The following is a 26,738-nucleotide window of genomic DNA, read 5'->3' as shown; positions in this document are numbered from 1 at the left end:
GAGAGAGTAAATGAAATGAAGAAATTTTTCACACGAAAAGTCTTAGCAGTAACTTCTGTAGTACTACTATTCTCAACCGTTGGCGCCGTCGCTTATGCCGGTTCCACGCTGAAGAAGATCGAAGCCTACCAAAATGCCGGTATCCGCATTGAAGTGGATGGCAAGAACGTGAACTTAGGCAGCGGCGCAAACGCTACATATCCCATCGTTTATAAAGGATCGAACTATGTACCCGCTAGGGCCGTAGCGGAAGCTCTTGGCGCATCTGTAAAATGGGATCCGAATCGGCAAGTAGTTAGCATCACTTCAGGTACTGGAGATCAGAATGCAAACAAGGGTAACTCCGGCAGCACAACACCTCCTTCAACTTCTTCATCAAGCGGATTTTCGAAAGTACTGGATAAAAATGTCGACATGAAAAAAGCTGCGGAAGATAACAAAGCTCAAGCCTTAAAAACATTTAAAGCCTATGCAAAAGCCGTTGCGACACAAGATTACTCCGACATCGACGCCATCATCTCAGCATCCATCGTAGATAAAGTCCAATACGATCATTACTGGAGTGGTCCTAACCCGTCCAAAGAAGGCATCCATAAAAATATCGCAGGCATTCGCAGCGCCAATAAGCAAGATACGTTAACCGCATGGAATAATGCTGTTCAAAAAGCTACAGTAAGCGATGTGAAAGTGGATAACACCAATAAGCTGGATTTGACTGCATTTATCAATTACTCGCTTGACGTCAAAGGCTTCGATGCCTTTTCAACCATTTACCTTTATATGACTTACTCCGTTCCATATCAAGAAACGGTTTATAGATTAGATACAATTAACTTCTAGAGTTTGACATCTGAAGAAACAAAGAATCCACAGCAAATGCTGTGGATTCTCGCTTTTCCACTTATTTCACGCTTGAAAAAGCGATCTCTCGGTAAAATTCGTCCAGTTCGATCGACTTGCCTTTTTGCAAGCGAGATTCTTCTGCAGCAAAAGCCATTAAATGGCTGCGTAAAGACACACTAGCCGAAGATAGGCTGGACACGCCCTCGTCGTAACTTCTGACTTCATTTAGGAAGCTTCTCATAATCTTCGCATCCCCTCCGCCATGTCCGCCAACAGGCTCGCTTAGACGAATAATGGTTTCATGCTTCGTAAGGAAGTTATACAGGGAGATGCTATTGTCTTCCATATTCCCGCGAATCTCTCCCTTCGTCCCCATAATCTGAACGATTCTTGTCTGTTCTCTAGTAAAACCACACATGCTGAATGTAGCCGTCGTCCCGCCTTCAAATTCCATATTTACGACTTGATGATCAACCACGTTATTATTCGATCTGTATACACATTTCCCGTAATCGGTCGTGTTCAGAGCGGAAATAATTCCTTCATTGGTATGATCCTCGGTAAACTTCTTCGCCCAGCCTTTGCCTTCACCCAGATAATATCTTCCGGCATGGAACGGGCAGTCGTTCTCTGCAGGACAACCATCCAAACAGCGCTCTGGCGCACCCTCTGGAGCGTTGCTCTCTTTAAAATGCATTAACGAACCGTAAGAGCTGACTCGCAAGCAAGGTTTATCAATAATCCAGGATAAAATATCCATATCATGGCAAGATTTTTGCAGGATCATCGGGCTCGATTGTTCTTTGTTCTTCCAATTGCCGCGAACAAAACTATGCGACATATGCATGTATTCAACATTTTCATTCAATTGTACCGAAGCGACTTCCCCGATTTGTCCTTCTTGAATCATCTTTTTAATGTTGGACCAAAATTCGGTGTACCGTAACACGTGGCAAATGGTCAGCAGTCGATTCTGCTCCCGAGCCACCCTTTCCATTTCAATACATTCAAGCGGGTCCGGAGACATCGGCTTTTCAAGAAGAACATGGTAGCCTGCCTTTAACGCGGCAATCGTCGGCTCCAAATGCATTTGATCCATTGTACAAACGATGGCAATATCTGCTCTTTGCGTACCATCTAGCAGCTCTTCCCAAGACTCGAAACCATTGTCCTCCGAAATATGATGCTGCACCATGACCTTTTGTCGTCTCTCCGCATTTGGATCTGCAACGGCAACAATTTCAAGTTCGTGTGGATTTTGAATCGCAAAAGGTGCATACGCACGTGCCCCTCTGTCTCCTGCTCCTATTAATACAGCAGTCGTTTTTTTCATGTAAGCTTCCTACCTTTCTAAACGATTTTTGATAGAATCTTATATAATGAAAATTTGGATGAACGTTTGGATGCGTGAAACCGCTATCATAACAATAAAAAAATAAAAATCCAGCTGTATTCGGAGTATATTTTTCTTTTTTTGGAGTCAACCTCCAAATTTTTCGCCTATATTCATGTTAATACAGAAACTTTTGGATTGTCAAACGTTATTTTTGGATATATTTTGGATGAAAACATATATTTATTGATTTCGATCGAAAGTAGAAGATTCCCTCACGATCAGGCTGCATGGCAGCAAAACTTTGGGTATAGATGGATACTGCCCGTCCAAATAATTGGCCATAAACTGAGCCGCTACCTTCCCAATTTCATATTTAGGAACACGTACAGAAGTAAGGGGCGGGCTTGTATATTGTGCAACCGAAATATCATCCATACCTACAAAGGCAACATCCTGTGGAATACGTCCGTTCTTTTCTACAACAGCTCTCATCGCAGGTATCGCCAGCAAATCGCTCGCACAAAAGAACGCTGTCGGCCACTCCGATTTCGGATGCCTTAACAACAGCTCCGACAACATGTTGTAGCTGTTATTTACGTTCCAATTGGTATCTATGATCCATTCCTCGGGTAGAGCAAGGTTTTTTTCGAGCATAGCAAATTTGTACCCCATGAAGCGTTCGTCATGGTCCATGTCTTTCGAATATGCCGGCCCACCGATAAAACCGATTCTCGTATGCCCTTGATCGATCAAATGCCGAACAGCAGTCCGCGCAGAAAAAATACGATCGCAATCTACGACCGGAATGGCAAGTCTATCATCATTCAAGCTAACCCCAAGCAAAGGAATGTTCATTCGATCCAGAAGCTTGAACAGTTCTTCATCGTACCAACCGATCGCGACTACCCCTTGAACGCCTGTTTCCGTGATGAAAGCTTTAATCCCTTCGGAGCCGCCAATCTCATCCGAAGTGCGCACAATGGCATGCAGCTGTCCAAGCTCATTCATTTGATCATGGATTCCCGCCAAAACCTGAGAAAAATAAGGATGGTCATCTATGAGCATCTGCGGAATAAAGCAGGCAATCTGCTTTAACTGCGTATCCTTATGGTAGCCAGATAGATTGTATTTTCCATTTAACTGGTATCCAAGTTCGATGGCTGCATCCATTATTTTTCGCTTCGTTTCTTCATTCACCGGGCGGTTCTTATCATTGCTGATTGCACGTGAAACCGTTGATATTGACACGCCTACCCGCTCAGCTATATCTCTAAGTTTTGTCAAAATGTCCACCATCCCTCTGCACCAATTTGGCTCCAAACATGATTCGATGCTTTGATCATACCATATAATTTGGATGAAAGTCGTGTTGTGATGGAGTGGTAGGAATAACCGTGAACTTATAGTAGGAAATTGGATCGGGTAAGCCGAAGTAATCATCAAACCATTCTTCCGCTACGCGGGAAAAGGAGGATGATATGATGGAGCCGGTGATCAGGAAGGAAAGAAAGGCGTTTACCTTGTTCGGGTGTTCCAAAGCTCACGATCCGGGCAAGCCGTACAGTGAGACGATTTTCGAATTGTTTGACCAGGTCTGGAGAGAAGTACGCAGCAAAGAACTCTCGCATAGGGGTATCAATCACGTCGTCTATGATCAGGGAAATTTGGTGTTTGCCGGGATTGAACTAATGACTCCTCTTAAGGAAGATTCCATCTTGAAGAAGAAAGACGTCGTTTTCGAAAAATATGCCTATGGCAAACACATCGGGCCATACAGCGAATTGGATACAACTTATCAGAGCATTCGAGCACTTGTCCAAGCCGCCGGAGAACAGCATGGGCTTCCCCTGATGGAGATGTATGGTCATTGGCATGAAGATGAATCCAAACTGGAGACGGAGATTTTCTATAACCTCATTTGATGGACTAAAGAAACGGTTCCTCGAACACTTTGCCGTGTTCACACGCATGCACTCCCTGAAATGGAATCAGGAAGAAGCCGTTTCTGAGGCATCTTCCTGATGTTGCAACTGGTTTCACCATTGCTATGTTTAATGACAATCCATTGATTTGACCATAATCACCTTCTAAATATAAACGGCGCCACCACCAGCGACATTAACAGCATCAAGATACCCGCTATGGTGGTCATTCCATATTGCTGAAGCCAAAGTGGAGCATCCTCGGCCTCATTGTAGAGCCATCCCCCGAGCATCGGTCCGATAAAGCCGGCAATTCCCGTAAAAGCGGAGAATACCGAAATGTACATGGGCCTTTCCGATTTCGGCGAATCGCCGATCAGGAAATTAAACGCAAGCAGATTATATCCCGCCAGCGCGAACCCTAGAAAGATATGGACAAGGATCAATACGGGCAGCAGCGAAAGAACGGACATCCCAAGCCACATAGCGCAGGAGATCGAAATCAGCGGGAAAGTCCATAAGAGCAGCGTATTGGTTGCATATTTGCTGTTCAGTATTCCCCAATAGTAATAACTGACCATCATGACGAGATTTTGCAGCATTACGATGAGGGTCACCGTGCTTGTGCCAAGATTCATGATCTCAAGCATCACGTACGAAAATAAAGGGATCACAACGTTTTGGACTAGAATGAAACAGGAAATAAACAAGGTTGCTGCGATGAAACGCCGATCGGAAAAGGGCCTGAGTAACATGCGAAATGAACTTCCATTCATGGACGTCTGGAACGGAGGGTTGGGATAATGTGCAAGATGCCATCCGTTCCATATAATGCACAGAGCACTGATTCCGAACAATACGGCGAATCCCTGTGCGCCCGGCAGCCATTCCATGATCTGTCCGCCCAGCAGAAGCGTGATGCAAACGACGGCCCAATGGACCATATTGCGTATTCCAAAATATTTACCCCGGATCTTAGGAGGTACAAAATCTGCCATAATAGATGCAAAAATGACGCCGCAGGCCTGTGCGCTCAAAAAGGACAACAGCCATACCACGATATAAACCGGTACCCACGCATCCTGTTTAAAGATCAGCGGGATCATCCCCGTTCCTACCCATAAAACGCGATGCGATACGCCCAGCAGAGTCATATAGTACCTGCGGTTTTGCCTCTTCTGCATGGCAATGGCCACGACGATTTGGATTAGAAGAGCGATCGGCGGTATGGCGAGTACGATCCCGATTTGAAAAGCCGTAAACCCCAAATAGGTCAAATAAATAGTCTGAAGAGGCCCGCCTAGAAGATTGGCCAATATATTGGCCGGAATCCCTTCCATCAGCGACACGCGCAGCCCTTTGCGAACCGCGGATTCCGCCCGGCGAACGGCAAGGGTTCGCCTTAATCCGTTTAGCATCGCATGCATCCGGTATTCCCCACAGTAGAAAGTATTCTTTCTTAGAAATGCGCTACGCTATTGTTGTGTTAGCATGATGTTTCGGCATAGGTCTTATAAGCCTCTTCATTGTATTCTGCGCTGCCCGGGAAATTGATGGATTTCAATATCGACGGCTTGATATTGCGTTTCATCAAAAGCTCCACCACTTCTGCCTCAATCGCCCACATGATGGAGGCAGCTGCAATGCCCGAAGCCGGACATATGGATACATCCAAGCCTGGTACCTCCAGCATCGCATCAAGCGGCGGCGCGCAATTATCGATGACGAGGTCGGCAACCTCGAATAATTTGTTGCCGCTCGAATGATCACTTATGAGCTGTGAGGAATAGGCGACGCTCGTTATGCCAATCACATATGCTCCCATTTGCTTCGCATGAATCGCTATATCTACAGGAAAGACCGTTTTACCTGATACGCTGCCGACGATCAGCACATCCCCCGGAAGAAGCCGGCTTGCACGTAGCACATGATTTATTAATCCTTCCATATTGCGATCCTTTTGTTTTTCTTCCTCACGCTCTCGTACCTCGTTATTCACATCAAACTGAAAACGCAGAGCCCGAAAAGCGGTTAGTCCGCCTGCACGGTTGATGAGTTCGCTATCGAGCATATGGCCCGTGTCAAAAAGATGCACGCATTTCCCGGCCGCCATCGCATCTGCAATCACTTTTGCCGCTTGCCCCATGGCATCGTTTTGAGTTTCTTCAATTTTACCGATCAGATGGTTTAGTTTCTGAAAGTACTGACTTCTCATCTTCTTCCCCTCCATATCATAGGTTAGCGATAAGTTTGCATCTTATAGCCTATATATATTATTTAGTATGATAAAGAAATGGATGAAATTCGGTGATTAAACGCTGCACGATCGCCTCATTCATCCGATCAGCCGATTCCAAGTTCATGGCTTCCCGTACGACACCACCCATGACAGGCTCAAACAATGGCAGAGCCACTGTCACACCGGGAAACTGGGTGATAAGGACCTCCTTAAATCTATCAAACATAAGAGGATGCCCATTCCATACACTTCCTGCTGCCATGATCGAAGTTCTCTCGTCAAATGCATCACGCCTCATCAGGGCGATGACCTGGCTGGCCAAGCTCTCTCCTGCTGCAGCGAAAATATGTTGTGCCACCAGATCCCCTTTCCTGGCCGCCCTTGATACAAGTATGGAGCAGGAAGCAATGACTTCACGTGTACTGCTGGTGCCGTAAATAACAGGGATGATATCTCCCATCTGCCCCAGATTCCATTCTTCCATAATCATATTTTCCATCATGGTACACGGTCCCCGGCCCTCAAAACTCTGAATGGCAGCCGCAATCCCCTGCCTACCTACATCATATCCGCTGCCCTCATCACCAAGGTGACTCCCCCATCCGCCAAGATGAGTCTCCATCTCATGCTTCACCCCGAACACCCCGGAACCCGTACCCGCCAAAGCTACAACCCCCTGCTGCCGCTGAATCCCTGCCAACAAGCACATACACCCTTCACTAAAAGTGTGCACCTCCGCAACACCCGCATATCTCCTGATGATTTGAGTCAGCAGCTCTACTGGACCAGGCATCGCTACATAAACCGCGTCCAGCATGAGATTGGCCCGATCCGCCAGACATTCCTGAATGCAAGCATTCATATTAGCCTCGACGGATTCAAGCTTCGTGAAGTTAGGATTAATGGGACCACTTTTGCCTACAGCCAGACAATTCAACTCTTGATCAAACAGAACGGCAATGATTTTTGTCCCGCCACCGTCAACGCTCAGGCTGTATCTCACCGGGTCACCCTCTTTCTATCGCTAACCCTTCACAGAACCTACCATGATGCCTTTCACAAAATATTTTTGCAGGAAAGGATATACGCAAATAATGGGCACAACAACGGTGATCATCGTGGCCATACGAATCGACTCTGCTGTAAACGTTTGAGCTGCATACGTCGCGCTGCGCTGCGCATCCGCTACATTAGTACCTGTGACAGCCGTCAGATTCGCTTTGTTAATGAGTTCCATTAACTGGAACGACACCGTCTTTAAATTTTTGTCCGTCACAAAATAGGCCGAATCGAACCAGGCATTCCAGTGGTGTACACCATTAAACAGGGCGATGGTTGCGAATACGGGCGCGGAGATCGGTACCATAATCTTAAAAAAGGTTCGCATATCGCTTGCCCCGTCGATCCTTGCGGACTCTTTAAGCGCCTCTGGCAGTTCCCGAAAGAACGTCATCATGATGATTACATTAAAAACGCTTAATAAATCCGGGATAATATACACAGCAAACGTGTTCATCAGATGCAGCTTTTTGATCAGAATGAAGTAAGGAATCAAGCCGCCGGAAAAATACATGGCAACGATCAATATCAGAAAATAAACATTTTTGAACATCAGGTCTTTATGGGCCAGGCTGTAAGCAACCAACGCCGTAAAGGTGACGCTGCATACGGTACCTACTAACGTTCTGGTGATCGTAACTCCATACGCTTTGATCAGCTGCTCATTGGAAAACACCGCTGCGTAATTATCCCAGGAAAACACCCGTGGCCACAAAAAGATACCGCCTCGCGAAGCATCGATCCCGTTATTCAATGAAATGATGAATGAGTAATAGAACGGATAGATGGTTACGATCATGACCAATATCAAAATCGTATACACAACGCCGTCTATGATGTAATCTTCCTTGGTACGTTTAAAACCGCGCTTCATCGATGACTCCTCCCCCGATTAGAATAATCCTACGCCAGACGCTTTCTTCGCGGAATAATTGCTTATTAATATCAGCGTTAATGAAATCACAGATTGAATTAAGCCGATCGCGGTCGCGTAAGAATATCTGCCTTGAGCAAGACCCATCTTCAGGGTATAGGTTTGGATAATCTCTGAAACACTGTTGTTTACGGGATTCCCCAATAAATATGCCTGTTCAAAATTCGATCCTCCCAGCCCTCCGCCGAACAGGTTACCGAGTGCCAGAATAAGCACGACAATAATCGTCGGTTTAATACTTGGCAGTGTCACATACAGAATACGCTGCATTCTTCCCGCTCCGTCAACGACGGCCGCTTCATGCAAGGTGGGATCAATACCGGCAATAGCCGCCAGAAAGATGATCGTCCACCACCCCATTTCCTTCCAGATATCACTAAGCACGAGCATCGGCCAGAAATAATCAGCGCTGGCTAGAAAAGATAAGGGCTTATCAATAAGTCCAAAGTTCATTAATAATTGGTTAATGACCCCATTCTGCGAATTCAGGAAAGAAAAGAGCATCCCCGATACGACGACCCACGATATAAAATGGGGCAAATAACTTGCGGTTTGCGCGAACCGCTTTAAACCTTCTTTTCGCACTTCATTTAATGTGATCGCAAAAAGAATCGGAATCGGAAACGTGAACACGATCTTCAGCAAGCTAATAACAACCGTATTTCTGATGATTTGCCAAAAGTTGATATCATGAACAAATTCCGAGAACCATTTGAACCCTACCCACTCACTGGTGAAAAATCCAGGAATGCCAGAAGATAATTTGAAGTTCTTAAAGGCAATGATTAGCCCGACCATTGGAACATAAGCAAATACTAGTAAATACCCAATGCCCATCAGTGCGCAGATCTGATAAAATTTCTGGTTCTGAAACCTCTTCCAAAACTTTTGAGTAGAATTCAAGCCCCCCACCTCCTGGCATCAGAATCACTTACACGTCTTGCACCTCACCTCTACATTGCTCTCTGCGATTTATGCATGAACAAAAACGGTTCCCTCTTCCATCAGCTGCTTGGATTTCTCCAGGCTCCGGCCTTCCCACAATGCGGTGATGCCTGCTGCTCTAACATCTGCAAAAAATTGATCGATTAGCTCCTGTCTGTTCGGAACGTCTTTCGGCATCGTGGAAAGCTGTACGTAACGGATCGGGAGTCTGGCAATATGAATTCTGTACGCAATCTCCTCGTTATCAGCCAGGATCTCAGCCCGGTCGAACAATGCCGCGGATTTCTCGATCAGCTCTTTGGATAAATACTCGCTGGTAGGCGGATCGTAAATTCCGGTGTGAATATGTTCTTGCTCCACTTTGTCGTGCAGCATATCGATATATTGACGCAGCGGAGCAGCGGCTATTCCATAGTAACCGGTCAAAAATTCATTAATGGCTATATCCACATTGTATTCCGGGTCCCACAGCAGCTTGGAAATCACATACGCTCGCAGTTCGGCAAATTCGCCGCCTCCGCCCTTTTCGTAGCTGCCCTGTTCGAAAATGCCTTTGACATGATTGCGGATAAAAAATTGGATATTCGGCTGCAATACGCGGATATTCGGGAACGGCATCACATAATTCGAGAAGTTCGTGACATAATCCCAAATATAGACTCGCTCACACACCTTGCCCCATCCGATTAAATCTTGAGCAAAGGAAGCGCCTGATTCTTCTCGGCTCCTGAAGGAAGCCAGCTCTTGGCATGTTTCCAGCGGATGCGCGAAGCAGCATTCGATACTGCACAGCCGGACGATCACATTATGCCGCGGCCGCACGAATTTCGGAGGCTTACGGGTATATTGGTACGCAAGGGTATCAATGGCTACCTCCGGATAATCCTGCTCAATGGCTTCCGCAACCTTGTTCACAAAATGGATCAGGCTTCCGCTGTAGCTGCCTTCGTGATCATCCACCGCACGGCAGGCCTCACATTGGCATGGATTGTACCAATCATTTTGCGATACCGATAAAATACGGGTTTCCGGATGCTGATCGAGGTATTCTTTTACCTTCACAATCATCAGATCCAGAACGTCCGGATGGGTCAAGCACAGCTGTGTTCTATCAGCAATCCGCTCCCCATTGACCTCTGAAAAGTATTCCGGATGCGTATCGAAATGCTCCTTAACCGGTATAAAGTGATCAAAAGTATGTACAAACAGCGAAGTGTATTCCGTCTTCCCGCCATGACGCTCTTCCAAATTCGGAAAGTTGCCGTTCGATTTATTGCGCGCCGCCCAGTCTCCGTCAAACGCACAGAAGAAAAAAGGCTCACGATATTCAAGCACAGGAACCTGCTCGATATCCATATTGCCGACCGATATACGACTTCGCTTCGGAATGCGGCTTACCGTAGAGCTGAACCATCTGCACCCTAAAAAGCTCTCCAAAAATGTATACACACCGTATAGCGTTCCGCGAAGAGCTCCTCCTGCGATAACGATACGATTTTCGATCGTACGAATCACAAATCCATCGTTGCCAAGCCGCTCGAAATCAATGGATGATGCTAGGTCGGACATATGAAGGTTAAAGCCTACTACGATTTCATTGGCTGAGACCGGGCCTTCATCGTTTTTGATCGGTACGGTTACACCCGATATTTCCTGTAAATACTTTTGCAATTCCGATCCTGCATAGATCTCCGATGGTGAAGCCTGCTCTCCGACAACGATCGTCCAATTCGTCGCACCTTTGTCAACCAGAATCCATTCGTTATTCATTGATCTCCCTCCATTGATAAGGATAATGAAGCAAAGGGGGATAAATCCCCCCAGCATATTTACTACTTTTTGTATTTCTTTAACGCTTCCTGGTACGCTTCATTCATGTAGGTTTCGAGCTTATCCATGCCGATTTTGTTAGCATCAGACATCATTTTTTCGTATCTCTTCATGGCTTCTTCTTCACTTGGAGCCGTAATAATCTCTACTCTTGCATTGGTGTATAATTCGGTCAATTTTACATTGATGTTAAACTCATCCGTATCGGCTTTCGGCTTCACAAACGCAAGTGCTGGATTACGTTCATATAACTTCTTTCTGAACTTCAACAAATCGACGGAGGAACTGTATTTAGGATTGCTGAGAGCGCCAGAAGATGTAGCAACACCCTCTCCGAGGCCGCTGGCCTCGAAATACCATGGCCCGATTCCCGTATCGGTTACCTTCAATTCATTGAATCCTTCCGGACGCACCAGCAGCTTATCTGCATTCAACGTGTAATGCTTGCCTTCAATTCCCCATTGAGTCAGCGCATCGCCTTCGGGACTTTTTAAGAATTCGATATATTTGATGGCTCGCTCAGGGTTTTTGTTGGTTTTGGGAACGAATAAACTTGCCCAGCCTACGGATGCATCAACCGGCTTCAGCTTCGCTTCTCCTTTGTACGTTAACGCCTTAAGGACAGGCACTAAATGAGCCTTGATGCTGTTCTCGTCGTAGACCTTGTTAATATCGTCGGCTAATCCGGCGTTGTAAGAAGCAGAGAAAACATTGCCACTTTTCATAATTTGTGAAAACTGCTCCGGCTTGTAAGCGAAGCTTTCTGCACTTAAGTAACCTTCACGGAACAGCGTATTCATGTACTTGAAATACTCCGCAAAACCCGGATTGTTGAAGCCAACATGTACTTTACCGTCTGCATCCACATAAGGACTCTGACCCGTCAATCCCATCATTTCCATCAAAGGGTTCGTCCATGTTGGATGCGGTAGGTAGACGATCATGTCAGGATGCTTCTCCTTCACCATCTTATAAATGTTCAGCAAATCTTCCATCGATTCCAATGGCGGATTGCCGAGTTCCTGCATAATGTCTTCCCGAACATAAAAACCGGGATCCCCGGGAGACGGAAGGTTTCTAGGATCATTCCAAGCTGCGTCGTTATTGTAGTGCGTTTTCAAAGCATAGAAGTGGCCGTCAGGCTGGGTATTGTTCGCAATTTCTACGGGATCGAGTAAATTCATCATTTCAGGGGTATATTTCTTGATTAATTCGTCGAGTGGATAAGCAATGTCGGGATTATAGAAGCGTTCTACCAAATTCGAAGTAAATACAAGGTCAGGCAATTCATTCGCGGCTATCAAAACTTGCAGTTGATTCAAGTCGGAGCTCTTCGTTACATTGAGGGATACGCCGGTTCTTTTCGTGATTTCTTTGGATACATCATCCTTGCCCCAAGTGTCTAACTGATACCAATCAAAATCAATATACGTATCGAAGCTTACAGGCTCAGTACTTTTTTTCCAGGACAAGTCCGGGCTGTCCCAACTGGTGATATTGCTGGTTTGACTCTTACCGTTATCCTCTTGCGCTGTTTTGCTTCCGTCTTCATTTGCGGGGCTGTCTTTCCCCGTGCATCCTGCCATAACAAGAACGACAATTAGAAAAAAGGATGTCATCGAAAGTACTCTCTTCTTCATTTTATTCCCCCTTAAAAGTCATTTTCGAAAATAAACTTTTGAAATAGAAAATAATCGAAGTACGAAAGCTATTTTATTTTCGAATTTGTTTCGATTATAGATTCCTGGAACTGGAAATGTCAATAAAAATAAATTGAATGCGATTACAAAATAAGAAATCGAAAATTATCACTTGTGTCGCTTTCGTTTTTGAAGGTTTGGACAAAAAAACTGCCCCCAAGTAGATCATATCTACTTCAGAGGCAGCCTCTTCTTCCAAACGTTACATCCAATCTTTAATCATCATGCGTATCTGCAACAATCACTCGAATGTTCTTTTCTGCAAAAATACTCATAAAAGCTTCATCCGGCCGCTGATCCGTAATAATCGTATGTACCGCATCAAAGCTATCAATCGGAATCAAAGTTCTATTGTTGTTGAATTTGCTATGATCCGCCAGCACAATCACTTCATTTCCTGAATCCATCATTCGTTTTCGAATGTCCGCTTCAACCATTGTGATATCACGCAGCCCCTCCAGCAATACGCCCTTGGGACTGATAAATGTTTTCGTAGCTCTGAGATCGTTGATCATCTTCTCCGCATAAGGTCCGACAAACGTTTGGGTTCTCGGATTTAAGCTGCCGGGGATGCCGATGAGCGTTGCCGTCGTGATTTCTTTTAACTGCTCAAAGATCGGAATGGAGTTGCTGATGATCGTAATATTTTCGATATTCCGGGCCAGCTTGGCCAGCAGCAGCGTTGTCGAGCTTCCGTCCAGAAACAGACTGTCCCCGGGCTGAATCAATTCAACTGCTGCTTGCGCAATGGCCGCTTTCGGTTCGCTAAGAAGCATTGAAGTCTCTGAGAATGACGGAGTTTCTAGCTCCTCCTTCATCATGGCGCCTCCGTAATTGCGTTCAATCTTCCCTTCCTCCTGGAGCATTCGCAGATCAGACCGGATAGTAACCTCAGATACTTGAAAGATGTCCTTTAACTCCGAAACACGTTTAAAGCCATTCTCTTTAATCAACTTCAGAATCTCAGCTCTACGCTGCATGCCGTACATCTCCTCTACCCCCATCTATCTGTATATAAGATTACTCTTTCCTTCAGCTTAGTAATGCAACTAATCATACTATACCAAGAAACCATTCGAAAGAGAACCGTTTGACAACGAAATGAATCGGAGATAAAATCTAACCACAAGGAAAACGAACGAAATGATAACATCCAATGGGCTGACCAAAATAGTATGCGGGGAGAGTGTGCTATGCAGCAAATTGAGCGTTATTTTCAAGCGGTAAAGGAAAACTTAGATCGTGTATTGCACGAACAATGTGGGGCGATGCAGCAGACCTCGCTTTTATTAGCAGATACCGTAGAACACGGAGGCTCGATTTACATTACGGGCTGCAGTCATTCCAGCATCTTCGCTCAAGAGGTTTTCTACAGGGCCGGCGGTTTTATCCTGGTGAATCCCATTTTTCTTCCGGGGATGACTTTGGAGACCTTTCCTTCCACCCGTACAACCAAATTCGAAAGAATATCCGGACTCGCCGAGGCAGTTCTTTCGGAGACGCCGCTCAAGAAAGACGATGTGCTTATCATCGCTTCCGTTTCCGGGCGCAATACAGTGCCTGTTGAACTGGCGTTGTGGGCAAGAAATAAAGGGGTTAAGGTGATCGCTCTAACATCGATGATCTACTCGAATGATGTTAAGAGCAGGCATTCCAGCGGCAAACGTTTGTTTGAATTAGCGGATATTGTTCTGGATGTCATGGGAGTGAAGGGAGATGCGGTCTTGTCGATCGAAGGATTACAAGTAAAAACAGCTCCACTCTCAACCGTCACCGGCGTCACGATGATGCATGCTGTTATTTCGCAAACGATCGATCTCCTGATCCAGCGCGGGATAACTCCGCCTGTCTTTCTTTCGGCTAATCTGGAAGGCGGCGATGAACACAACCAAAAGCTGCTGGAGCAATACAAGCAGCAGATTCATTATCAATAAAATGTAATTTATTTTCTTCATACTTAGGAGGCATCATGAAATTCAAATTAATCGCTTTGGATCTGGATGGTACAACGATTGATCGCCGGTTGCATCTAAGCGACATCAACCGCGAAGCCGTGAACCGAGTCATTAGCCAAGGTACCATCGTCGCCGTCATCACCGGGAAAATGTTCGCAGCAGCGCTGCCCTTTGCGCATAAATTTCAAGGCGCCGCTTATTTGTTCGCCAGTAACGGCGCCAACGTGTATGATATTCAGGCTCAAAAGGATCTTATATCCTATCCGATCCCGCCTGAATATATACACCACATCCTACATTCGATTGAGAAGCACCAAGCTCTTTATCGGATTTATACACGAGATGCCATGTTTGCAGCGCAAGAATCCCATTTGGTCGATTCCATTCGACGGGATTACCCGGATTTACCAGTGAGCGTTGGTCCGATCCCCCTGAATGAAACCTATTATAAAATCTTCGTTCAAGACGATGACGCTAAGCTTGCCGCCATTATCGAGGATCTTAAGGCCCTCCCGCTGCAAATACATCCGAGTGATAACCACAACATCGAAATTACCCATGTTCAGGCCAACAAAGGGGAAGCACTTCGTTATCTGAAGCAGCACCTCCAGATTGCCACAGAAGAAGTGCTAGCCATCGGCAATCATGATAATGATCTGCCTATGTTTGCTGAATCAGGTTATTCGGTAGCCGTGGCAAACGCGCCTGCCTACGTGCAGGAAAAAGCAAATATGGTTACGAAGCATTGTGAGGAGGATGGTGTGGCTTACGCTCTAGCTCAGCTTGGCGTGTTGTGCATGAAATAAATAAAGGGGGTGCCCCAAGTCGTTTTAGACTTTTGGGACACCTCCTTCAGCCTGCCTCAATTTCTGTCTACTTTCAAAGCTCTATCAGCGATCTCGATTGACAAAGTAATTCAGCAAGTGACGGAGGAACGCAATATTGCGCGGCAGGTCCTTCAATGCTTCCATCGCCAGACAGTAGTGCTCCCACATCTCTTTTCTGGCGCCCCCTTGGCCAAGGATGGACACAAAGTTCGAATTGTTATTCTGAGCATCCTGACCAACAGGTTTTCCAAGTACGTGCGTATCCCCTTCCAGATCTAACAAGTCATCTTTAATTTGAAAAGCAATCCCGGCATGATAGGCATATTTCTTTAGCGTTTCGATCTCTTTCTCAGGGATCTGAGCGAGAATAGCCGGCATGACAAGGGAGGCTTCAAAAGCGACTCCTGTCTTATAAAAACAAATCATATTCAGCTGATCGAGATTCAGCACCTTCCCCTTGGAATCAAGATCCATCGCTTGCCCCATGCACATTTCCTCTGTCTTATGCGCGGAATATTGCATCAGGGCGAGTACAGCCTTCGGATCAAAAGACTTAAGCGACGACTGCTCTTTAATCGCCCTTTGAATGAGTAATAGTCCTGTCAATTCGGCTGTCGCAATATTATGCACCTGATGCAGAGTTGGACGGCCACGCCTTATGGAGGCATTATCTTGTGAAGGCAGATCATCAAAGATTAAAGAGGCCGTATGCATATACTCAATGGATCGCAGAAGAGGCACAATCTCGGACGCATTCAGACCGAATGTGTTAACGGCTATAGTCCAAGACAGAATCGGACGCAACCGTTTGCCGTCACCTTCCAGGCTGTAATTGGCCGCATCGATAAGCGGCTCTTTCATGGGAGAGATACCGTCTTCCTTTGGTATCTTTAAGACGCTGTTGATCTGATCACGTGCTTTATCAATGGTGTTAAAGAATTCTTCCTTCTCCCTCTGATTATTACGAAGAGCTGTAACAAGTTGGTCTCGCAGCAGCTTATCAAAGAAGTCCACGTCATTCGCTTTCCAAACCATTTGCTGAACAAGCTTGTTAAATGTAGGAATTCCGGAAGCAAAGATATCCATGATTTCGTTATATTTTTCCGTTCCTACGCGCTCCTTGCAGCGCTTCAGACCATTAATGGCACGATCCAAGATCACCTCTCTTGTGCTGGAATCGGAATGATGCACGCCATGAATTAGGTGATGAATAACCGCCCAATATAATTCAAATGGATTCATGAGATCAGGACGCTGGTGTCGGTATTTTAAATAATAGGTATATGGAGTGACGGCACCGTGGTTCATATCGTCAAACATATCGGCAAAGTCATCTGCTAATTGATTGTAAAGGCCATAATAAAATGTGCGATGATCGAAGCCATCATCTACCGAAGCAGCAATGACGGATCGAACAACTTGTCGTGATGATGAAGACTTCAAAATAACCGGAATATAGAGCTCCTCATTGGTGTAACTTGCGTAAGCAAGGCTTTTGGCACGATCCTGTTCTTGAGATTGAAAAAAGACATAGGATTGCTCGAAGAAAACCTGCCTGGACTCTTCACTTTGAATATTCTCGATCGTTTCAAATGCTTCTTTAAGCTCTGCATGGATATATTGAATGAGCTCTTGATTACTTCCCGTCCATAATTTTATCTCTGGAACAATCCCTGTAAGAAGCGCACTGCGAATCATGTGCGAATATTGCTCCTTCTCCTCCGGAGTTAATACATGGGAATCCAACAGATCATCGATGAAGGGATAAGTTAGGCCATAGGAATAGCCAAGTCGAATCGCTTCACTGAGTTTCTGTGCCCTTACAGAAGGAGATACATCTGCATCTAATTCTTCGTATACATGCATCATGACGCCGATAATGATCTTGAGCAGCTTTCGCTCTGCATGTTCGGCGCTCATCCCCTCAGGAATATGGGCAGCCACTCCCCTGAGTTTGTCGATAAGCCAGATCGTAGATGCTTCAATCCCAAGCTTCTGCGACCCGCGATACAACTCTGCCAAGTCCAACGTCGCTGGAAGTTTATCGCTCTCTCCCGCTTTCAATTGCAGAACGTACCTCTTTACATCGGCAACAATTCTTTGAATACGGTTCTTCGTCTCAGGTGAATCCAAGGCTTTACCTAGATCCCTCATATAAATGTAAGAAACGCTTCGATCCAGATAATCATCTAGTTTGCCTGTGTAATTCAGCCATTGAATATATCGCCCATAGTCTCGCGAATCCGGCCCCTTCTTTTTCTTTGAAAACAAGGATAATAACGATGGCTTAGAGATATGATTTCTTTTCCAGAGCTGAATGTCATTGGTCAAGATGGGCAGGAAAGATTGATTCTTTACCTGAGCATTAAGAGTTGAAAAATATTGAGCTGCCTTCTCCTCTGCTAGACGATAGCTAGCATCGGGTCCGGCATGATTTATATAATGTGTATTCATATGATGTTCCCTCGGTTTCTAAAAGAGTTAGAGTCATATCCGATTCATAACCCGGGAATTTATGATAATTTAAAGGAAGAATGCTTGTTGCGCCAACTTCTTCTCAATGAAGAATCATACCTTTATACGAGGAAGATTGTTTTGGGTTGCACGAAATAATACTTTCCAACCCGTCATGATGAAGTCTAACAATGTATGCGGATTTAACGCCATTTGTTCACTTCATCCTCATACGAGGACGAGGACGCTTGCAATGAAAAAGAGATAACGCAAAATAACGTTATCTCTTTTCTTAGAATTGAATTTATCACATAACGATTATTGCTGCTTCGTTTTTTTAGAATTACCAGCCTTCTCTACATGCTCAGCCCGAACTTTTGGATCTGTGATATTTACCTCTAGCAATGAATTGTAGATTGTCTGAATATCCGATTCAGATAATTCTTTATCTAACTTCTCCACTTGAATCCGGTTCATTTTTCGCTGAATATATTCAGACAATTCAACATCATACACAATAAGATCATCCGATTGAATTTTTCTAAGTTCAGGGTCAACACTAAATCGGCAACGCATAGTAAAGGAAACCAAGGAGATAAATCGTATCTCTTTATATTTCGGAAGGTACCCCTTAATTGCCTGAATATGACCATAATTCTGCATGAAGGGGTTATACATTCTAAAACGATTACTTACCGTCCATGTTTTTTCTTCTCTTTTGCCTTTGATCTCACCTGTATAATTCTTCGTCTCAATCACAAACAAACCTTGGGGCGTGATCACCACATGATCAATCTGCGAATAACCCGTACGGGACTTAGTATTGGCAATCATCAAATCGCTCAAATACATACATTCCCTAGGTAGCTGATCCAGCTGAATATTTATTTTATATTCACCGAGTTCACCGATGCGAGTTGGTTGAACTTCGGGCTTGCTTCCTCCTGATGTTTTCACTTTATTCGTTGTTTGAACCGACTTCTTATTTGGAGCATCATGAGATTTAAACATGGACACTAGTTTTTTCAGCATGCGAGAACTCCATCCTTATGTATTGGTGTTTTATCCAATTCTTTTTTTCTTTTTCCTGGCATTTAACTTGTTCTCGAGCGCAATCCCATTAATCAAATGAATGTTTAATCGTTCAGCGTCTCTTCTAGCATCCTTGGTGAAATTACTCGTCGTAACTATCCATGCATCGTAACACCCATGCACTTGCTTTCCTGCTTTTAATCTAAGAACTATGTCATTCCCTACATTTTGCTTCCAGCGTTTACACTGTACTGCAATCTTATATCCTTCTTTACCACGAAGTATCAGATCAACCTCGCTATCGTCAGCAAAGCAAACAAGAAGATCCCGAAGATTATCACCTCACCGAACGAAATGCTTCATCGCATCACCTCCTTCACAAGGAGGAGTGCGCCCACTCAAGATGTGTATGGACCATCCAAATTATAGCATTCTACGAAAACAGATTCATTAACAATCATATATTTCGATCAATGCCAGACGTCCGCTTTTACTGCCTTCTATGAATTCCGAGCACACTCCTTGCCAAATCCACCTGCACATGATCAAGCTCCACTTTAACGGCATCCGCACGTCTTTCTTCTCGCCATTTGTGCAAGTCCTCTTCCGTCTCCAATTTTAGCTCTGCTATTTCTTCAGCCCTATCGAAAATATACTTGGATGTATACAGTGCCGTGTAAATGCCACGTCCACCCGAGACGATCAGCAATTCACGTAAACTATCTAATTATTGCATATCAGCTACACCAATCTATCGATATAACGCTTGTAGAACCAAACCGATCAAGTTTTCCTTTCATCAATGTATATAGCCCAAATCATTGAAACTATAATAGAATAAGATTAATTGCCGAATTCGCTATATATCAAGCTACATAACCGGAGGTATAATTTAAAATGAAAAAACATATTCATGTCGTTGGAGCTGTAATTATCGAAGATGGAAAAATTCTGTGTGCTCAGCGTGGAGCTACAAAAACATTAGCATACAAATGGGAATTCCCAGGTGGGAAGATTGAGGAAGGCGAGTCACCTCAAGCTGCATTAAAACGTGAAATCGACGAAGAAATGGATTGTACTATTGAGATTGGAGAGGCGATCGAAACAACCGTACATGAATACGATTTTGGCTTTGTTCATCTAACCACTTTCTATTGCCATCTGATAAGCGGAAAGCCTAGATTGACGGAACACATGGCTATCTCTTGGCTCTCACCAAATGAGTTAATGTCTCTGGATTGGGCACCTGCTGATATACCCGCTGTGAAAAAAATTCAAGAGAAGCTGATTAAATAAGATGGAAGACTCTATTCAGCATTTAAACAATTCCTTAAGCTGGGCGTTCATTAATCAAGAACAGGAATCTTTGGACAAATACAAGCCTAAGCTTCTGGTTAACAACATAGAGACCAGTAATTATGTGCTTACTCCTTTATTGGAGGAACTCGATCACTGTCGATCCTTCATTTTTTCCGTGGCATTTATAACTGAGAGTGGACTTGCCACGCTAAAGTCTCATCTGGCCGATCTAAAGATGCGTGGAATAACAGGTAAAATCCTTACCTCCAATTATCTAAATTTCAACCAACCAAAAATCTATAAAGAGCTGCTGAAGATCACAAATATTGAAGTTCGGTTGACGGATCTAAGTGGCTTTCATGCCAAAGGGTACGTCTTTCAACACGAAGGTTATTCCACGATCATTATGGGAAGCTCGAACTTGACAGCTGCAGCATTAAAATCCAACTATGAATGGAATGTGAAATTAACCTCTTTTAAATATGGTGGACTGCTGGAACAGTTTCAAAGCGAATTTGAAAAGATATGGGATAAAGCTATTCCACTAACGGAAAAATGGATCGATGCCTATCAAATTTTATATGAAGAGGTACAAAAGGCAGATCGAATGGCCCGCAGAGTGCTACCTCTGACTCCGGAGACCCCAAAGTCTGTCTTCAGCTCGATTATGCCAAATAAAATGCAGAAGAATGCGTTAAGGAACTTGCAGGATCTACGGAGGTCAGGGGAACATAAAGGCTTGGTTATATCCGCTACAGGTACAGGAAAAACCTATCTTTCTGCTTTTGACGTAAGAAACTTTGCTCCCAATCGGATGCTATTTATTGTGCATCGTGAGCAGATCCTGCAAAAAGCCATGATCGATTATCAGCGAATCATTGGCGGTAAAGACAGTGATTACGGCATTTTATCTGGAACTAGCAGAGATACAGATGCCAAATATCTATTCGCTACAATCCAGACGATTTCTAAAAGCTCAACTTTATCGAATTTTGATCCAGAGGAGTTCGATTATATTTTAATAGATGAGGTCCATAAAGCTGGAGCTAGCTCCTATCATAAGATTATTGATTATTTCAAACCTAAATTTCTGCTTGGTATGACGGCAACACCAGAACGAACAGATGATTTTAATATCTATGAATTGTTCGATTACAATATTGCCTATGAAATTCGCTTGCAGGAAGCATTAGAAGAAGATATGTTATGTCCGTTTCACTATTTTGGTGTTACAGATTTTGAATATAACGGTCAAACGATTGACGATACAACCATGCTCTCTCAGCTAGTTGCTAATGAGCGAGTCTCATATTTGATAGAGAAAATCGAATACTATGGTTATTCTGGAGAAGCTGTAAAAGGACTAATCTTCTGTAGTCGTAAGGAAGAAGCTATGCAGCTATCCGACATTTTAAATACTCGAGGCTACCGAACCAGAGCTTTGACGGGCGATGACAGTCAAGAAGAACGTACCCACTGCGTAACTGACCTTGAAGCTGGAGATCTGGACTATATCCTGACCGTAGATATTTTTAATGAGGGGATCGACATTCCTTGTATAAATCAAGTCGTCATGCTGCGACAGACCCAATCAAGTATCGTGTTTGTTCAACAGCTAGGACGCGGTCTGCGTAAACATTCAGACAAGGAATTCGTCACCATTATCGATTTTATTGGAAACTATAAGAATAATTATTTGATTCCAGTAGCTCTATCTGGAGACAAGTCTCAGAATAAGGACAACATCCGTCGTCATATGAAGGACACTAGTTATATTAAAGGTGTTTCGACGATCAACTTCGAAGATGTTGCAAGGCATCAGATTTTCCGTTCGATTAGCAATAGCAATTTGACAGCATTGAAGATACTTAGGGAAGCCTATTTCCAACTCAAAAATCGACTAAATCGAATACCTCGATTAATAGATTATGTTGAAAATGATTCCATTGATCCGCTAATTTTTACGGATGAGCACTCTAGCTATTATCATTTTTTACAGAAAATCAAAGAAACTATTCCGCAATTATCAGAGCAAGAACATAAATATGTCGTGATGTTATCTGCTGAGGTTCTAAGTGGAAAGCGTCGGCATGAAATCATATTGCTTGAATTGCTATTTAAGAAGGAACAAGTAACCTACGAGGAGTATGTTTACGCTCTTACTGAACATGGTTGCTCAACAGATACCCAAACGATTGACTCCGTCAAACGTGTTCTGGACATGTCCTTCTTCACAGAACCAACGCGGAAGAAATATGGAACAACCCCAGTCGTTATGTTTATGCAAGATGAGCAATTCGTGCTCCATCCGGTAATGAAGAATTCCTTGCAAAACAACTCTTACTTCAGTGAAATAGTATCAGATCTTATTCATACCGCTTCTCGTATAAGTGAACAATATGTATGTAGTGAGCAACTCACACTGTATAAGAAATATTCACGTAAGGATTCCTGTAAACTATTGAATTGGCATAACGATGAAAGCTCCACTATGTATGGATATAAAACGAAGCATCAGACCTGTCCAATCTTTGTAACCTATCATAAACATGATGGAGTCGAGGCAAGTACTAATTATCAGGAGGAGTTTGTTAGTTCTGAAGTGTTGAAATGGTCAACAAGAAGTAGACGAACGCTTGAATCCGAAGAAGTTAAAACCATTATTGAGGCTGACGATCGGATGATCGACCTTCATGTGTTCGTGAAAAAGGACGATGCAGAAGGAACAGAGTTTTATTATTTGGGAAAAGCACACCCGGATCAGGAAAGCGCCGTTCAGGCTTATATGCTCGACAAGAATGATGAATTCATTCCTGTCGTTCATATGAATCTAGTATTAGAGCGATCGATAGAGAGTAAGCTTTATGGGTATTTGACTGAGTCTTAAAAGAACTGATTGATAATTTTTAAGAATCCTATCCTAAAATCTTAGAAAATTAGAAAGCTGACGTCGGTTATAAATCGACGTCGGCATGCTTTTTACTTAGTTAATTGCTATTGAAAAATTCCGTTAATTATTCCACTGTGTAGTTCTACTCGAACTAGAGAGAAAAGACCAATTAAAAGAAAAAATCTTCATTTTAATACCGATGTTCTTCCTACGATTTAAAAATCAACCAATTTGAAATATCCCCCAAAAGTTGAATCCTATTCTCTCTTAAAAGACTACTTCGAACTAGTGATTTATCTAAATCCATAAGTAATAAAATAAGTTCACGTTTATTGAACCTAACTTTAACCTATGATTTTTAAAAACTTCGACAAGCCGAGCTCTTGAGATCGTAAAATATTATGTGTAAATAGTTAACATAACATAGGGAATACCCTTTCTTGTAGAATTAAGTCACCACAACACAATTCACAGAAAGAGGTCTTCCCCATGAATCATTTTACTTCAGATTTAGTCCAAGCTCTAGTCACTAAACAGGATGTGACCGAAGTATTCCGTCAGCATCTAGAATCAGCTATGAATCGTCTGCTTGAAACAGAATTAACTGCCTTCTTAAATTACGAAAAGTATGACCGTATCGGAGTGAACTCCGGAAGCTCTAGAAATGGTGGCTACACTCGTACATTACACACCGAATATGGAGACTTACAGCTCACCATTCCAAGGGATCGTAATGGTGAGTTCAAGCGACAAACCGTTGCACCTTACAAACGATCAAACGATACGCTAGAATCCTTCGTCATTCATATGTTTCAGAAAGGCGTTACGATGACGGAAATCACTGATCTTATCGAGAAAATGTATGGTCATCACTATACCCACAAACCGTGTCCAACATGACAAAAGCGATGGTGGAACACGTAGACGCCTTCGCTAAACGTGCGCTGGCTAAGCGTTATGTTTGTGTGTACATCGATGCCACATATATTGCCGTGAAACGTGAAACTGTCTCCAAGGAAGCAGTTTATCTTGCTGTTGGTATTCGTGAGGATGGATCCAAAGAAGTGTTGGCATACACCAATGCTCCTACAGAGTTTGCTTACGTATGGAATGAACTGCTACAGGATATTAGAGCTCGCGGCACTGAAGAAATTCTGATCTTCACTCCGATGGTTTGAAGGGCATCGTATCAGCTATTGACCAAGTCTATCCGAAAGCAAAATACCAGTCTTGCTGTGTCCATGTGGCGCGTAGCATCGCTAATAAAGCGCGTGTATCCGATCGATCTGAAATCTGTAACGACTTCAAATCGGTGTACCGTGCGGAAGACGAGAAAGTAGGTAAGGCTGCTCTTGAGGACTTCTGCGATAAGTGGAGAACTATCTATCCTAAAGTCGTTAAATCCTTACGTGAGAACCCGTATATCTTCACGTTCTACAACTTCCCAAAGTCAATCTGGAGAAGTATTTACTCAACGAATCTTATTGAATCTTTCAACAAGCAGATTAAGAGATACACCAAGCGTAAAGAACAATTCCCACACGAAGAAGCCCTAGAAAAATTCCTAGTGGCTCAGTTTGAGGACTATAACCAGCGCTTCGCCACACGTTGCCACATTGGCTTTGATCTAGCACGTGCTGAACTGCAGGCTATGTTCACAACCAAGGACTAAAACAGCTTCACCTACAAGACAAGGAAATCTCCATTTACACAAAATTCTTGACGCTACCTAAAAAAAGACCCTTGGTCTATTAAAAAAGCGAATCTGCAAAATACCAATCCTGATCTTTGTTATACCAAATAGTTGAGTCGTATCCCCCTTCTTCTGTTATTACTTTTAACATAACTCCTTCTTTGTCTTCATCCAGCCCGATAAAATAAATAGCCTGGGTATCCCTACCGTTATATTTAAGATTATGAAATAAGAACTGCCCTTCTATCTGTGCAATTAGCTGTTCTTTAGAATTCATTAATTAATCTCCCTTTAAATAGAAAATTGATTTTCCAATACAGAAAACTTTTTGGGCTTGTAGTACCTCTTGACCTGAATCTATATCAACAAAATTCTCATAAAGATAAGGGTTATATTTAGCCTTCCTATATTGCTTCAGCTCTAATTCGGTTGGAATAGCTAAAATCTTATCTCCAATAATAAAAGCATGAACGTTTTTCCTCTTCTCCCTTAGAACTCTTTCCCTTCCTTTTTGGCTTACTTTAAACAAAACATTTTCTAATAAAAGTGACTGTTCATGCGCAATAATCCTCCCAGTACGGTGATCTTTGACTGATAAACAGCGTTTATGAAGGTTATAGTAAATTGCAACTTTATGATTGCTCTTATTGTCCATATTCTCCACTCAGCCCATGGAATTTTTTATTAGTATGGCTATATGCACTATATTCAATACTTTCCCAATGGGTTCGTGATGAATTATTTGCTTTAATATTGTAATTTTCTGAATAAGTTAAAACAAAAAAGACTGCCGAGAAAATGATATGCTCCCCTTACGGTAGACAGGTGAAATAATAAAACCTGCACTGTGGTATTATCCCCTTTAAGTAGACACTCAAATAAACCTTCATGGTATCATGAAGGTTCGAGTGACACTTGGAGGGGATATTTTTATGGCTAAAAAGGGACAAACATTCCAGACGTATACAGAAGAATTCAAACGGCTTCACCGCTTCTCTTTGCCGCAAGCTCTCTTGTGAGATATTCTGCTGTCGTTGCTCTTCATACGAACGCATCGTTTTCCTCTCTCCTTTCGGTTCAGCCCTTCCGATTTCCGGCGTCCCGTACTCCCGTACTATGGCCTCTGCTGACTCCTGCGGGTTCAGCGTAACCTCTCAGTTACGGTTACGAAGGTACTTCGCATTTTTTTCCTCCCGCAGGCCTCCCCAGATAAGAGCGTCATCTTTCTGCCCGCAACCACTGGAGTTTACAAAAGTAGCCCTTGGCGACTTTGGATTTCGTCATGTAATGGTGACTTATCCGACTACCTCTGCCTCAAATCCAGTTCGTGTACCTTGGCTCGTGCATTTGCCTCCAGCTTCCTTCAGATTCGACCTCACGGATCGACCCTTGCTCTTGGCTAACGGTAAGCGTTCGCCAGCCCCCGTTCGGGACTTTCACCCTAGAGATGACGCCCATGCTGGGCGTACATCAAAAAGAGCACGCCGTAGCTGCGTGCTCTTTCAACCAATTTTTCCTAGTAAGGTCACACCGAAACGTCAATATGCTTTCCAAAGTTGGGGTCAACGCTCTTTTCCATCATCTGGATCAGATTCTGCCCCTGCAATTCCGCCTGACCTTTAGCCATCCGAAGCACCGACGGACTTGAGCCAATGCCGCCCGACTCATGGATGTAGACAAAGCCGCAATATCCATCATGTCACCTCCTTTGGTTTTAATAGAAATTGTAGAAAGAACAAAAATATTGTTATTGAACATTCGTTCGTATTCAATTAAAATT

Annotated in this window: 21 protein-coding genes and 2 pseudogenes; 7 read left to right on the top strand and 16 right to left on the bottom strand. The window is 43.7% G+C overall.

Going from position 1 to position 26,738, the window contains the following annotated elements; all coding sequences use genetic code 11:
• Positions 1–15: 15 nt before the first annotated feature.
• A complete protein-coding gene (locus MUG84_RS21050) occupies positions 16–840 on the top strand; it encodes a stalk domain-containing protein (protein ID WP_244728564.1) in 825 nt (274 codons plus the stop codon).
• Positions 841–901: 61 nt separating this feature from the next.
• Here MUG84_RS21050 and MUG84_RS21045 read toward each other — a convergent pair whose 3' ends face one another.
• Complete coding sequence (locus MUG84_RS21045) at positions 902–2,176, bottom strand: Gfo/Idh/MocA family protein (RefSeq protein ID WP_244728562.1); 1,275 nt, start codon at positions 2,174–2,176, stop codon at positions 902–904.
• Positions 2,177–2,419: 243 nt separating this feature from the next.
• Positions 2,420–3,472 (bottom strand): LacI family DNA-binding transcriptional regulator, encoded by a 1,053-nt coding sequence (locus tag MUG84_RS21040; RefSeq protein ID WP_342346137.1) that lies wholly within the window; start codon positions 3,470–3,472, stop codon positions 2,420–2,422.
• Between the two features lie 185 nt (positions 3,473–3,657).
• Here MUG84_RS21040 and MUG84_RS21035 point away from each other — a divergent pair, with 185 nt between their 5' ends.
• On the top strand, positions 3,658–4,101 hold the full coding sequence (locus MUG84_RS21035) for a GyrI-like domain-containing protein (RefSeq protein WP_244728558.1): 444 nt from the start codon (positions 3,658–3,660) through the stop codon (positions 4,099–4,101).
• Positions 4,102–4,259: 158 nt separating this feature from the next.
• On the opposite strand, the gene MUG84_RS21030 is transcribed toward MUG84_RS21035, so the two are convergent.
• The 8 genes from MUG84_RS21030 to MUG84_RS20995 all read right to left on the bottom strand — a co-directional run bounded on the left by MUG84_RS21030 (position 4,260) and on the right by MUG84_RS20995 (position 13,788).
• The gene (locus MUG84_RS21030; RefSeq protein ID WP_244728556.1) at positions 4,260–5,528 is read right to left on the bottom strand and encodes an MFS transporter; all 1,269 of its coding nucleotides are present in this window, start codon (positions 5,526–5,528) and stop codon (positions 4,260–4,262) included.
• 59 nt (positions 5,529–5,587) lie between these two features.
• Positions 5,588–6,316, bottom strand: a complete 729-nt coding sequence (locus MUG84_RS21025) for a sugar isomerase domain-containing protein (protein ID WP_244728553.1) — start codon at positions 6,314–6,316, stop codon at positions 5,588–5,590.
• Positions 6,317–6,374: 58 nt separating this feature from the next.
• The gene (locus tag MUG84_RS21020) at positions 6,375–7,343 is read right to left on the bottom strand and encodes a BadF/BadG/BcrA/BcrD ATPase family protein (RefSeq protein WP_244728551.1); all 969 of its coding nucleotides are present in this window, start codon (positions 7,341–7,343) and stop codon (positions 6,375–6,377) included.
• Between the two features lie 21 nt (positions 7,344–7,364).
• Positions 7,365–8,273, bottom strand: a complete 909-nt coding sequence (locus tag MUG84_RS21015) for a carbohydrate ABC transporter permease (protein ID WP_244728549.1) — start codon at positions 8,271–8,273, stop codon at positions 7,365–7,367.
• A gap of 18 nt (positions 8,274–8,291) precedes the next feature.
• The gene (locus MUG84_RS21010; protein WP_342346136.1) at positions 8,292–9,245 is read right to left on the bottom strand and encodes an ABC transporter permease; all 954 of its coding nucleotides are present in this window, start codon (positions 9,243–9,245) and stop codon (positions 8,292–8,294) included.
• Positions 9,246–9,305: 60 nt separating this feature from the next.
• Positions 9,306–11,048: a DUF4838 domain-containing protein gene (locus MUG84_RS21005; protein ID WP_244728545.1), complete on the bottom strand. Its 1,743-nt coding sequence runs from the start codon at positions 11,046–11,048 to the stop codon at positions 9,306–9,308.
• Positions 11,049–11,110: 62 nt separating this feature from the next.
• Complete coding sequence (locus MUG84_RS21000; RefSeq protein ID WP_244728543.1) at positions 11,111–12,748, bottom strand: extracellular solute-binding protein; 1,638 nt, start codon at positions 12,746–12,748, stop codon at positions 11,111–11,113.
• Between the two features lie 275 nt (positions 12,749–13,023).
• The gene (locus MUG84_RS20995) at positions 13,024–13,788 is read right to left on the bottom strand and encodes a DeoR/GlpR family DNA-binding transcription regulator (protein WP_244728541.1); all 765 of its coding nucleotides are present in this window, start codon (positions 13,786–13,788) and stop codon (positions 13,024–13,026) included.
• 213 nt (positions 13,789–14,001) lie between these two features.
• Between MUG84_RS20995 and MUG84_RS20990 the strand changes: the two genes are divergently transcribed.
• Entirely contained in the window at positions 14,002–14,742 is a 741-nt protein-coding gene (locus tag MUG84_RS20990) for an SIS domain-containing protein (protein WP_244728539.1), read from the top strand.
• Between the two features lie 35 nt (positions 14,743–14,777).
• Entirely contained in the window at positions 14,778–15,569 is a 792-nt protein-coding gene (locus MUG84_RS20985; protein ID WP_244728537.1) for a Cof-type HAD-IIB family hydrolase, read from the top strand.
• Between the two features lie 84 nt (positions 15,570–15,653).
• On the opposite strand, the gene MUG84_RS20980 is transcribed toward MUG84_RS20985, so the two are convergent.
• The 3 genes and pseudogenes from MUG84_RS20980 to MUG84_RS20970 form a co-directional block, all read right to left on the bottom strand.
• On the bottom strand, positions 15,654–18,044 hold the full coding sequence (locus MUG84_RS20980) for a polyprenyl synthetase family protein (RefSeq protein WP_244728535.1): 2,391 nt from the start codon (positions 18,042–18,044) through the stop codon (positions 15,654–15,656).
• 318 nt (positions 18,045–18,362) lie between these two features.
• Complete coding sequence (locus MUG84_RS20975) at positions 18,363–19,076, bottom strand: nuclease-related domain-containing protein (RefSeq protein WP_244728533.1); 714 nt, start codon at positions 19,074–19,076, stop codon at positions 18,363–18,365.
• Between the two features lie 30 nt (positions 19,077–19,106).
• Positions 19,107–19,370 (bottom strand): annotated as a pseudogene (locus tag MUG84_RS20970) (restriction endonuclease); the annotation flags it as partial.
• A 603-nt stretch (positions 19,371–19,973) separates the two neighbouring features.
• Between MUG84_RS20970 and MUG84_RS20965 the strand changes: the two are divergent.
• The 3 genes and pseudogenes from MUG84_RS20965 (at position 19,974) to MUG84_RS20955 (ending at position 24,937) form a co-directional block, all read left to right on the top strand.
• On the top strand, positions 19,974–20,372 hold the full coding sequence (locus MUG84_RS20965) for a (deoxy)nucleoside triphosphate pyrophosphohydrolase (protein WP_244728531.1): 399 nt from the start codon (positions 19,974–19,976) through the stop codon (positions 20,370–20,372).
• A gap of 1 nt (position 20,373) precedes the next feature.
• A complete protein-coding gene (locus MUG84_RS20960; RefSeq protein ID WP_244728528.1) occupies positions 20,374–23,262 on the top strand; it encodes a DEAD/DEAH box helicase in 2,889 nt (962 codons plus the stop codon).
• A 492-nt stretch (positions 23,263–23,754) separates the two neighbouring features.
• Positions 23,755–24,937: pseudogene (locus tag MUG84_RS20955) on the top strand (IS256 family transposase).
• 79 nt (positions 24,938–25,016) lie between these two features.
• Here MUG84_RS20955 and MUG84_RS20950 read toward each other — a convergent pair.
• The 3 genes from MUG84_RS20950 to MUG84_RS20940 form a co-directional block, all read right to left on the bottom strand.
• Positions 25,017–25,235 carry a hypothetical protein gene (locus MUG84_RS20950; protein ID WP_244728526.1) on the bottom strand — a complete coding sequence of 73 codons (219 nt, stop codon included), beginning with the start codon at positions 25,233–25,235 and terminating at the stop codon, positions 25,017–25,019.
• 3 nt (positions 25,236–25,238) lie between these two features.
• On the bottom strand, positions 25,239–25,613 hold the full coding sequence (locus MUG84_RS20945) for a hypothetical protein (RefSeq protein WP_244728524.1): 375 nt from the start codon (positions 25,611–25,613) through the stop codon (positions 25,239–25,241).
• Positions 25,614–26,483: 870 nt separating this feature from the next.
• Complete coding sequence (locus MUG84_RS20940) at positions 26,484–26,585, bottom strand: putative motility protein (protein ID WP_244728522.1); 102 nt, start codon at positions 26,583–26,585, stop codon at positions 26,484–26,486.
• Positions 26,586–26,738: the final 153 nt, after the last annotated feature.

It is taken from the genome of Paenibacillus mangrovi (genome assembly GCF_022898935.1).
GTDB lineage: Bacteria > Bacillota > Bacilli > Paenibacillales > Paenibacillaceae > Paenibacillus_AQ > Paenibacillus_AQ mangrovi.
The sequence above is the reverse complement of the archived record's forward strand: the minus strand, read 5'-3'. Positions and strand labels throughout refer to the sequence as shown.

What these genes read in the sequence shown, in the direction of transcription:
- MUG84_RS21050 (WP_244728564.1), top strand. Translation starts at nt 16, where the DNA reads ATGAAGAAATTTTTCACACGAAAAGTCTTAGCAGTAACTTCTGTAGTA.
- MUG84_RS21045 (WP_244728562.1), bottom strand. Translation starts at nt 2,176, where the DNA reads ATGAAAAAAACGACTGCTGTATTAATAGGAGCAGGAGACAGAGGGGCA.
- MUG84_RS21035 (WP_244728558.1), top strand. Translation starts at nt 3,658, where the DNA reads ATGATGGAGCCGGTGATCAGGAAGGAAAGAAAGGCGTTTACCTTGTTC.
- MUG84_RS21030 (WP_244728556.1), bottom strand. Translation starts at nt 5,528, where the DNA reads ATGCATGCGATGCTAAACGGATTAAGGCGAACCCTTGCCGTTCGCCGG.
- MUG84_RS21025 (WP_244728553.1), bottom strand. Translation starts at nt 6,316, where the DNA reads ATGAGAAGTCAGTACTTTCAGAAACTAAACCATCTGATCGGTAAAATT.
- MUG84_RS21015 (WP_244728549.1), bottom strand. Translation starts at nt 8,273, where the DNA reads ATGAAGCGCGGTTTTAAACGTACCAAGGAAGATTACATCATAGACGGC.
- MUG84_RS21005 (WP_244728545.1), bottom strand. Translation starts at nt 11,048, where the DNA reads ATGAATAACGAATGGATTCTGGTTGACAAAGGTGCGACGAATTGGACG.
- MUG84_RS21000 (WP_244728543.1), bottom strand. Translation starts at nt 12,748, where the DNA reads ATGAAGAAGAGAGTACTTTCGATGACATCCTTTTTTCTAATTGTCGTT.
- MUG84_RS20995 (WP_244728541.1), bottom strand. Translation starts at nt 13,788, where the DNA reads ATGCAGCGTAGAGCTGAGATTCTGAAGTTGATTAAAGAGAATGGCTTT.
- MUG84_RS20990 (WP_244728539.1), top strand. Translation starts at nt 14,002, where the DNA reads ATGCAGCAAATTGAGCGTTATTTTCAAGCGGTAAAGGAAAACTTAGAT.
- MUG84_RS20985 (WP_244728537.1), top strand. Translation starts at nt 14,778, where the DNA reads ATGAAATTCAAATTAATCGCTTTGGATCTGGATGGTACAACGATTGAT.
- MUG84_RS20980 (WP_244728535.1), bottom strand. Translation starts at nt 18,044, where the DNA reads ATGAATACACATTATATAAATCATGCCGGACCCGATGCTAGCTATCGT.
- MUG84_RS20975 (WP_244728533.1), bottom strand. Translation starts at nt 19,076, where the DNA reads ATGCTGAAAAAACTAGTGTCCATGTTTAAATCTCATGATGCTCCAAAT.
- MUG84_RS20965 (WP_244728531.1), top strand. Translation starts at nt 19,974, where the DNA reads ATGAAAAAACATATTCATGTCGTTGGAGCTGTAATTATCGAAGATGGA.
- MUG84_RS20960 (WP_244728528.1), top strand. Translation starts at nt 20,374, where the DNA reads ATGGAAGACTCTATTCAGCATTTAAACAATTCCTTAAGCTGGGCGTTC.
- MUG84_RS20950 (WP_244728526.1), bottom strand. Translation starts at nt 25,235, where the DNA reads ATGAATTCTAAAGAACAGCTAATTGCACAGATAGAAGGGCAGTTCTTA.
- MUG84_RS20945 (WP_244728524.1), bottom strand. Translation starts at nt 25,613, where the DNA reads ATGGACAATAAGAGCAATCATAAAGTTGCAATTTACTATAACCTTCAT.
- MUG84_RS20940 (WP_244728522.1), bottom strand. Translation starts at nt 26,585, where the DNA reads ATGGCTAAAGGTCAGGCGGAATTGCAGGGGCAGAATCTGATCCAGATG.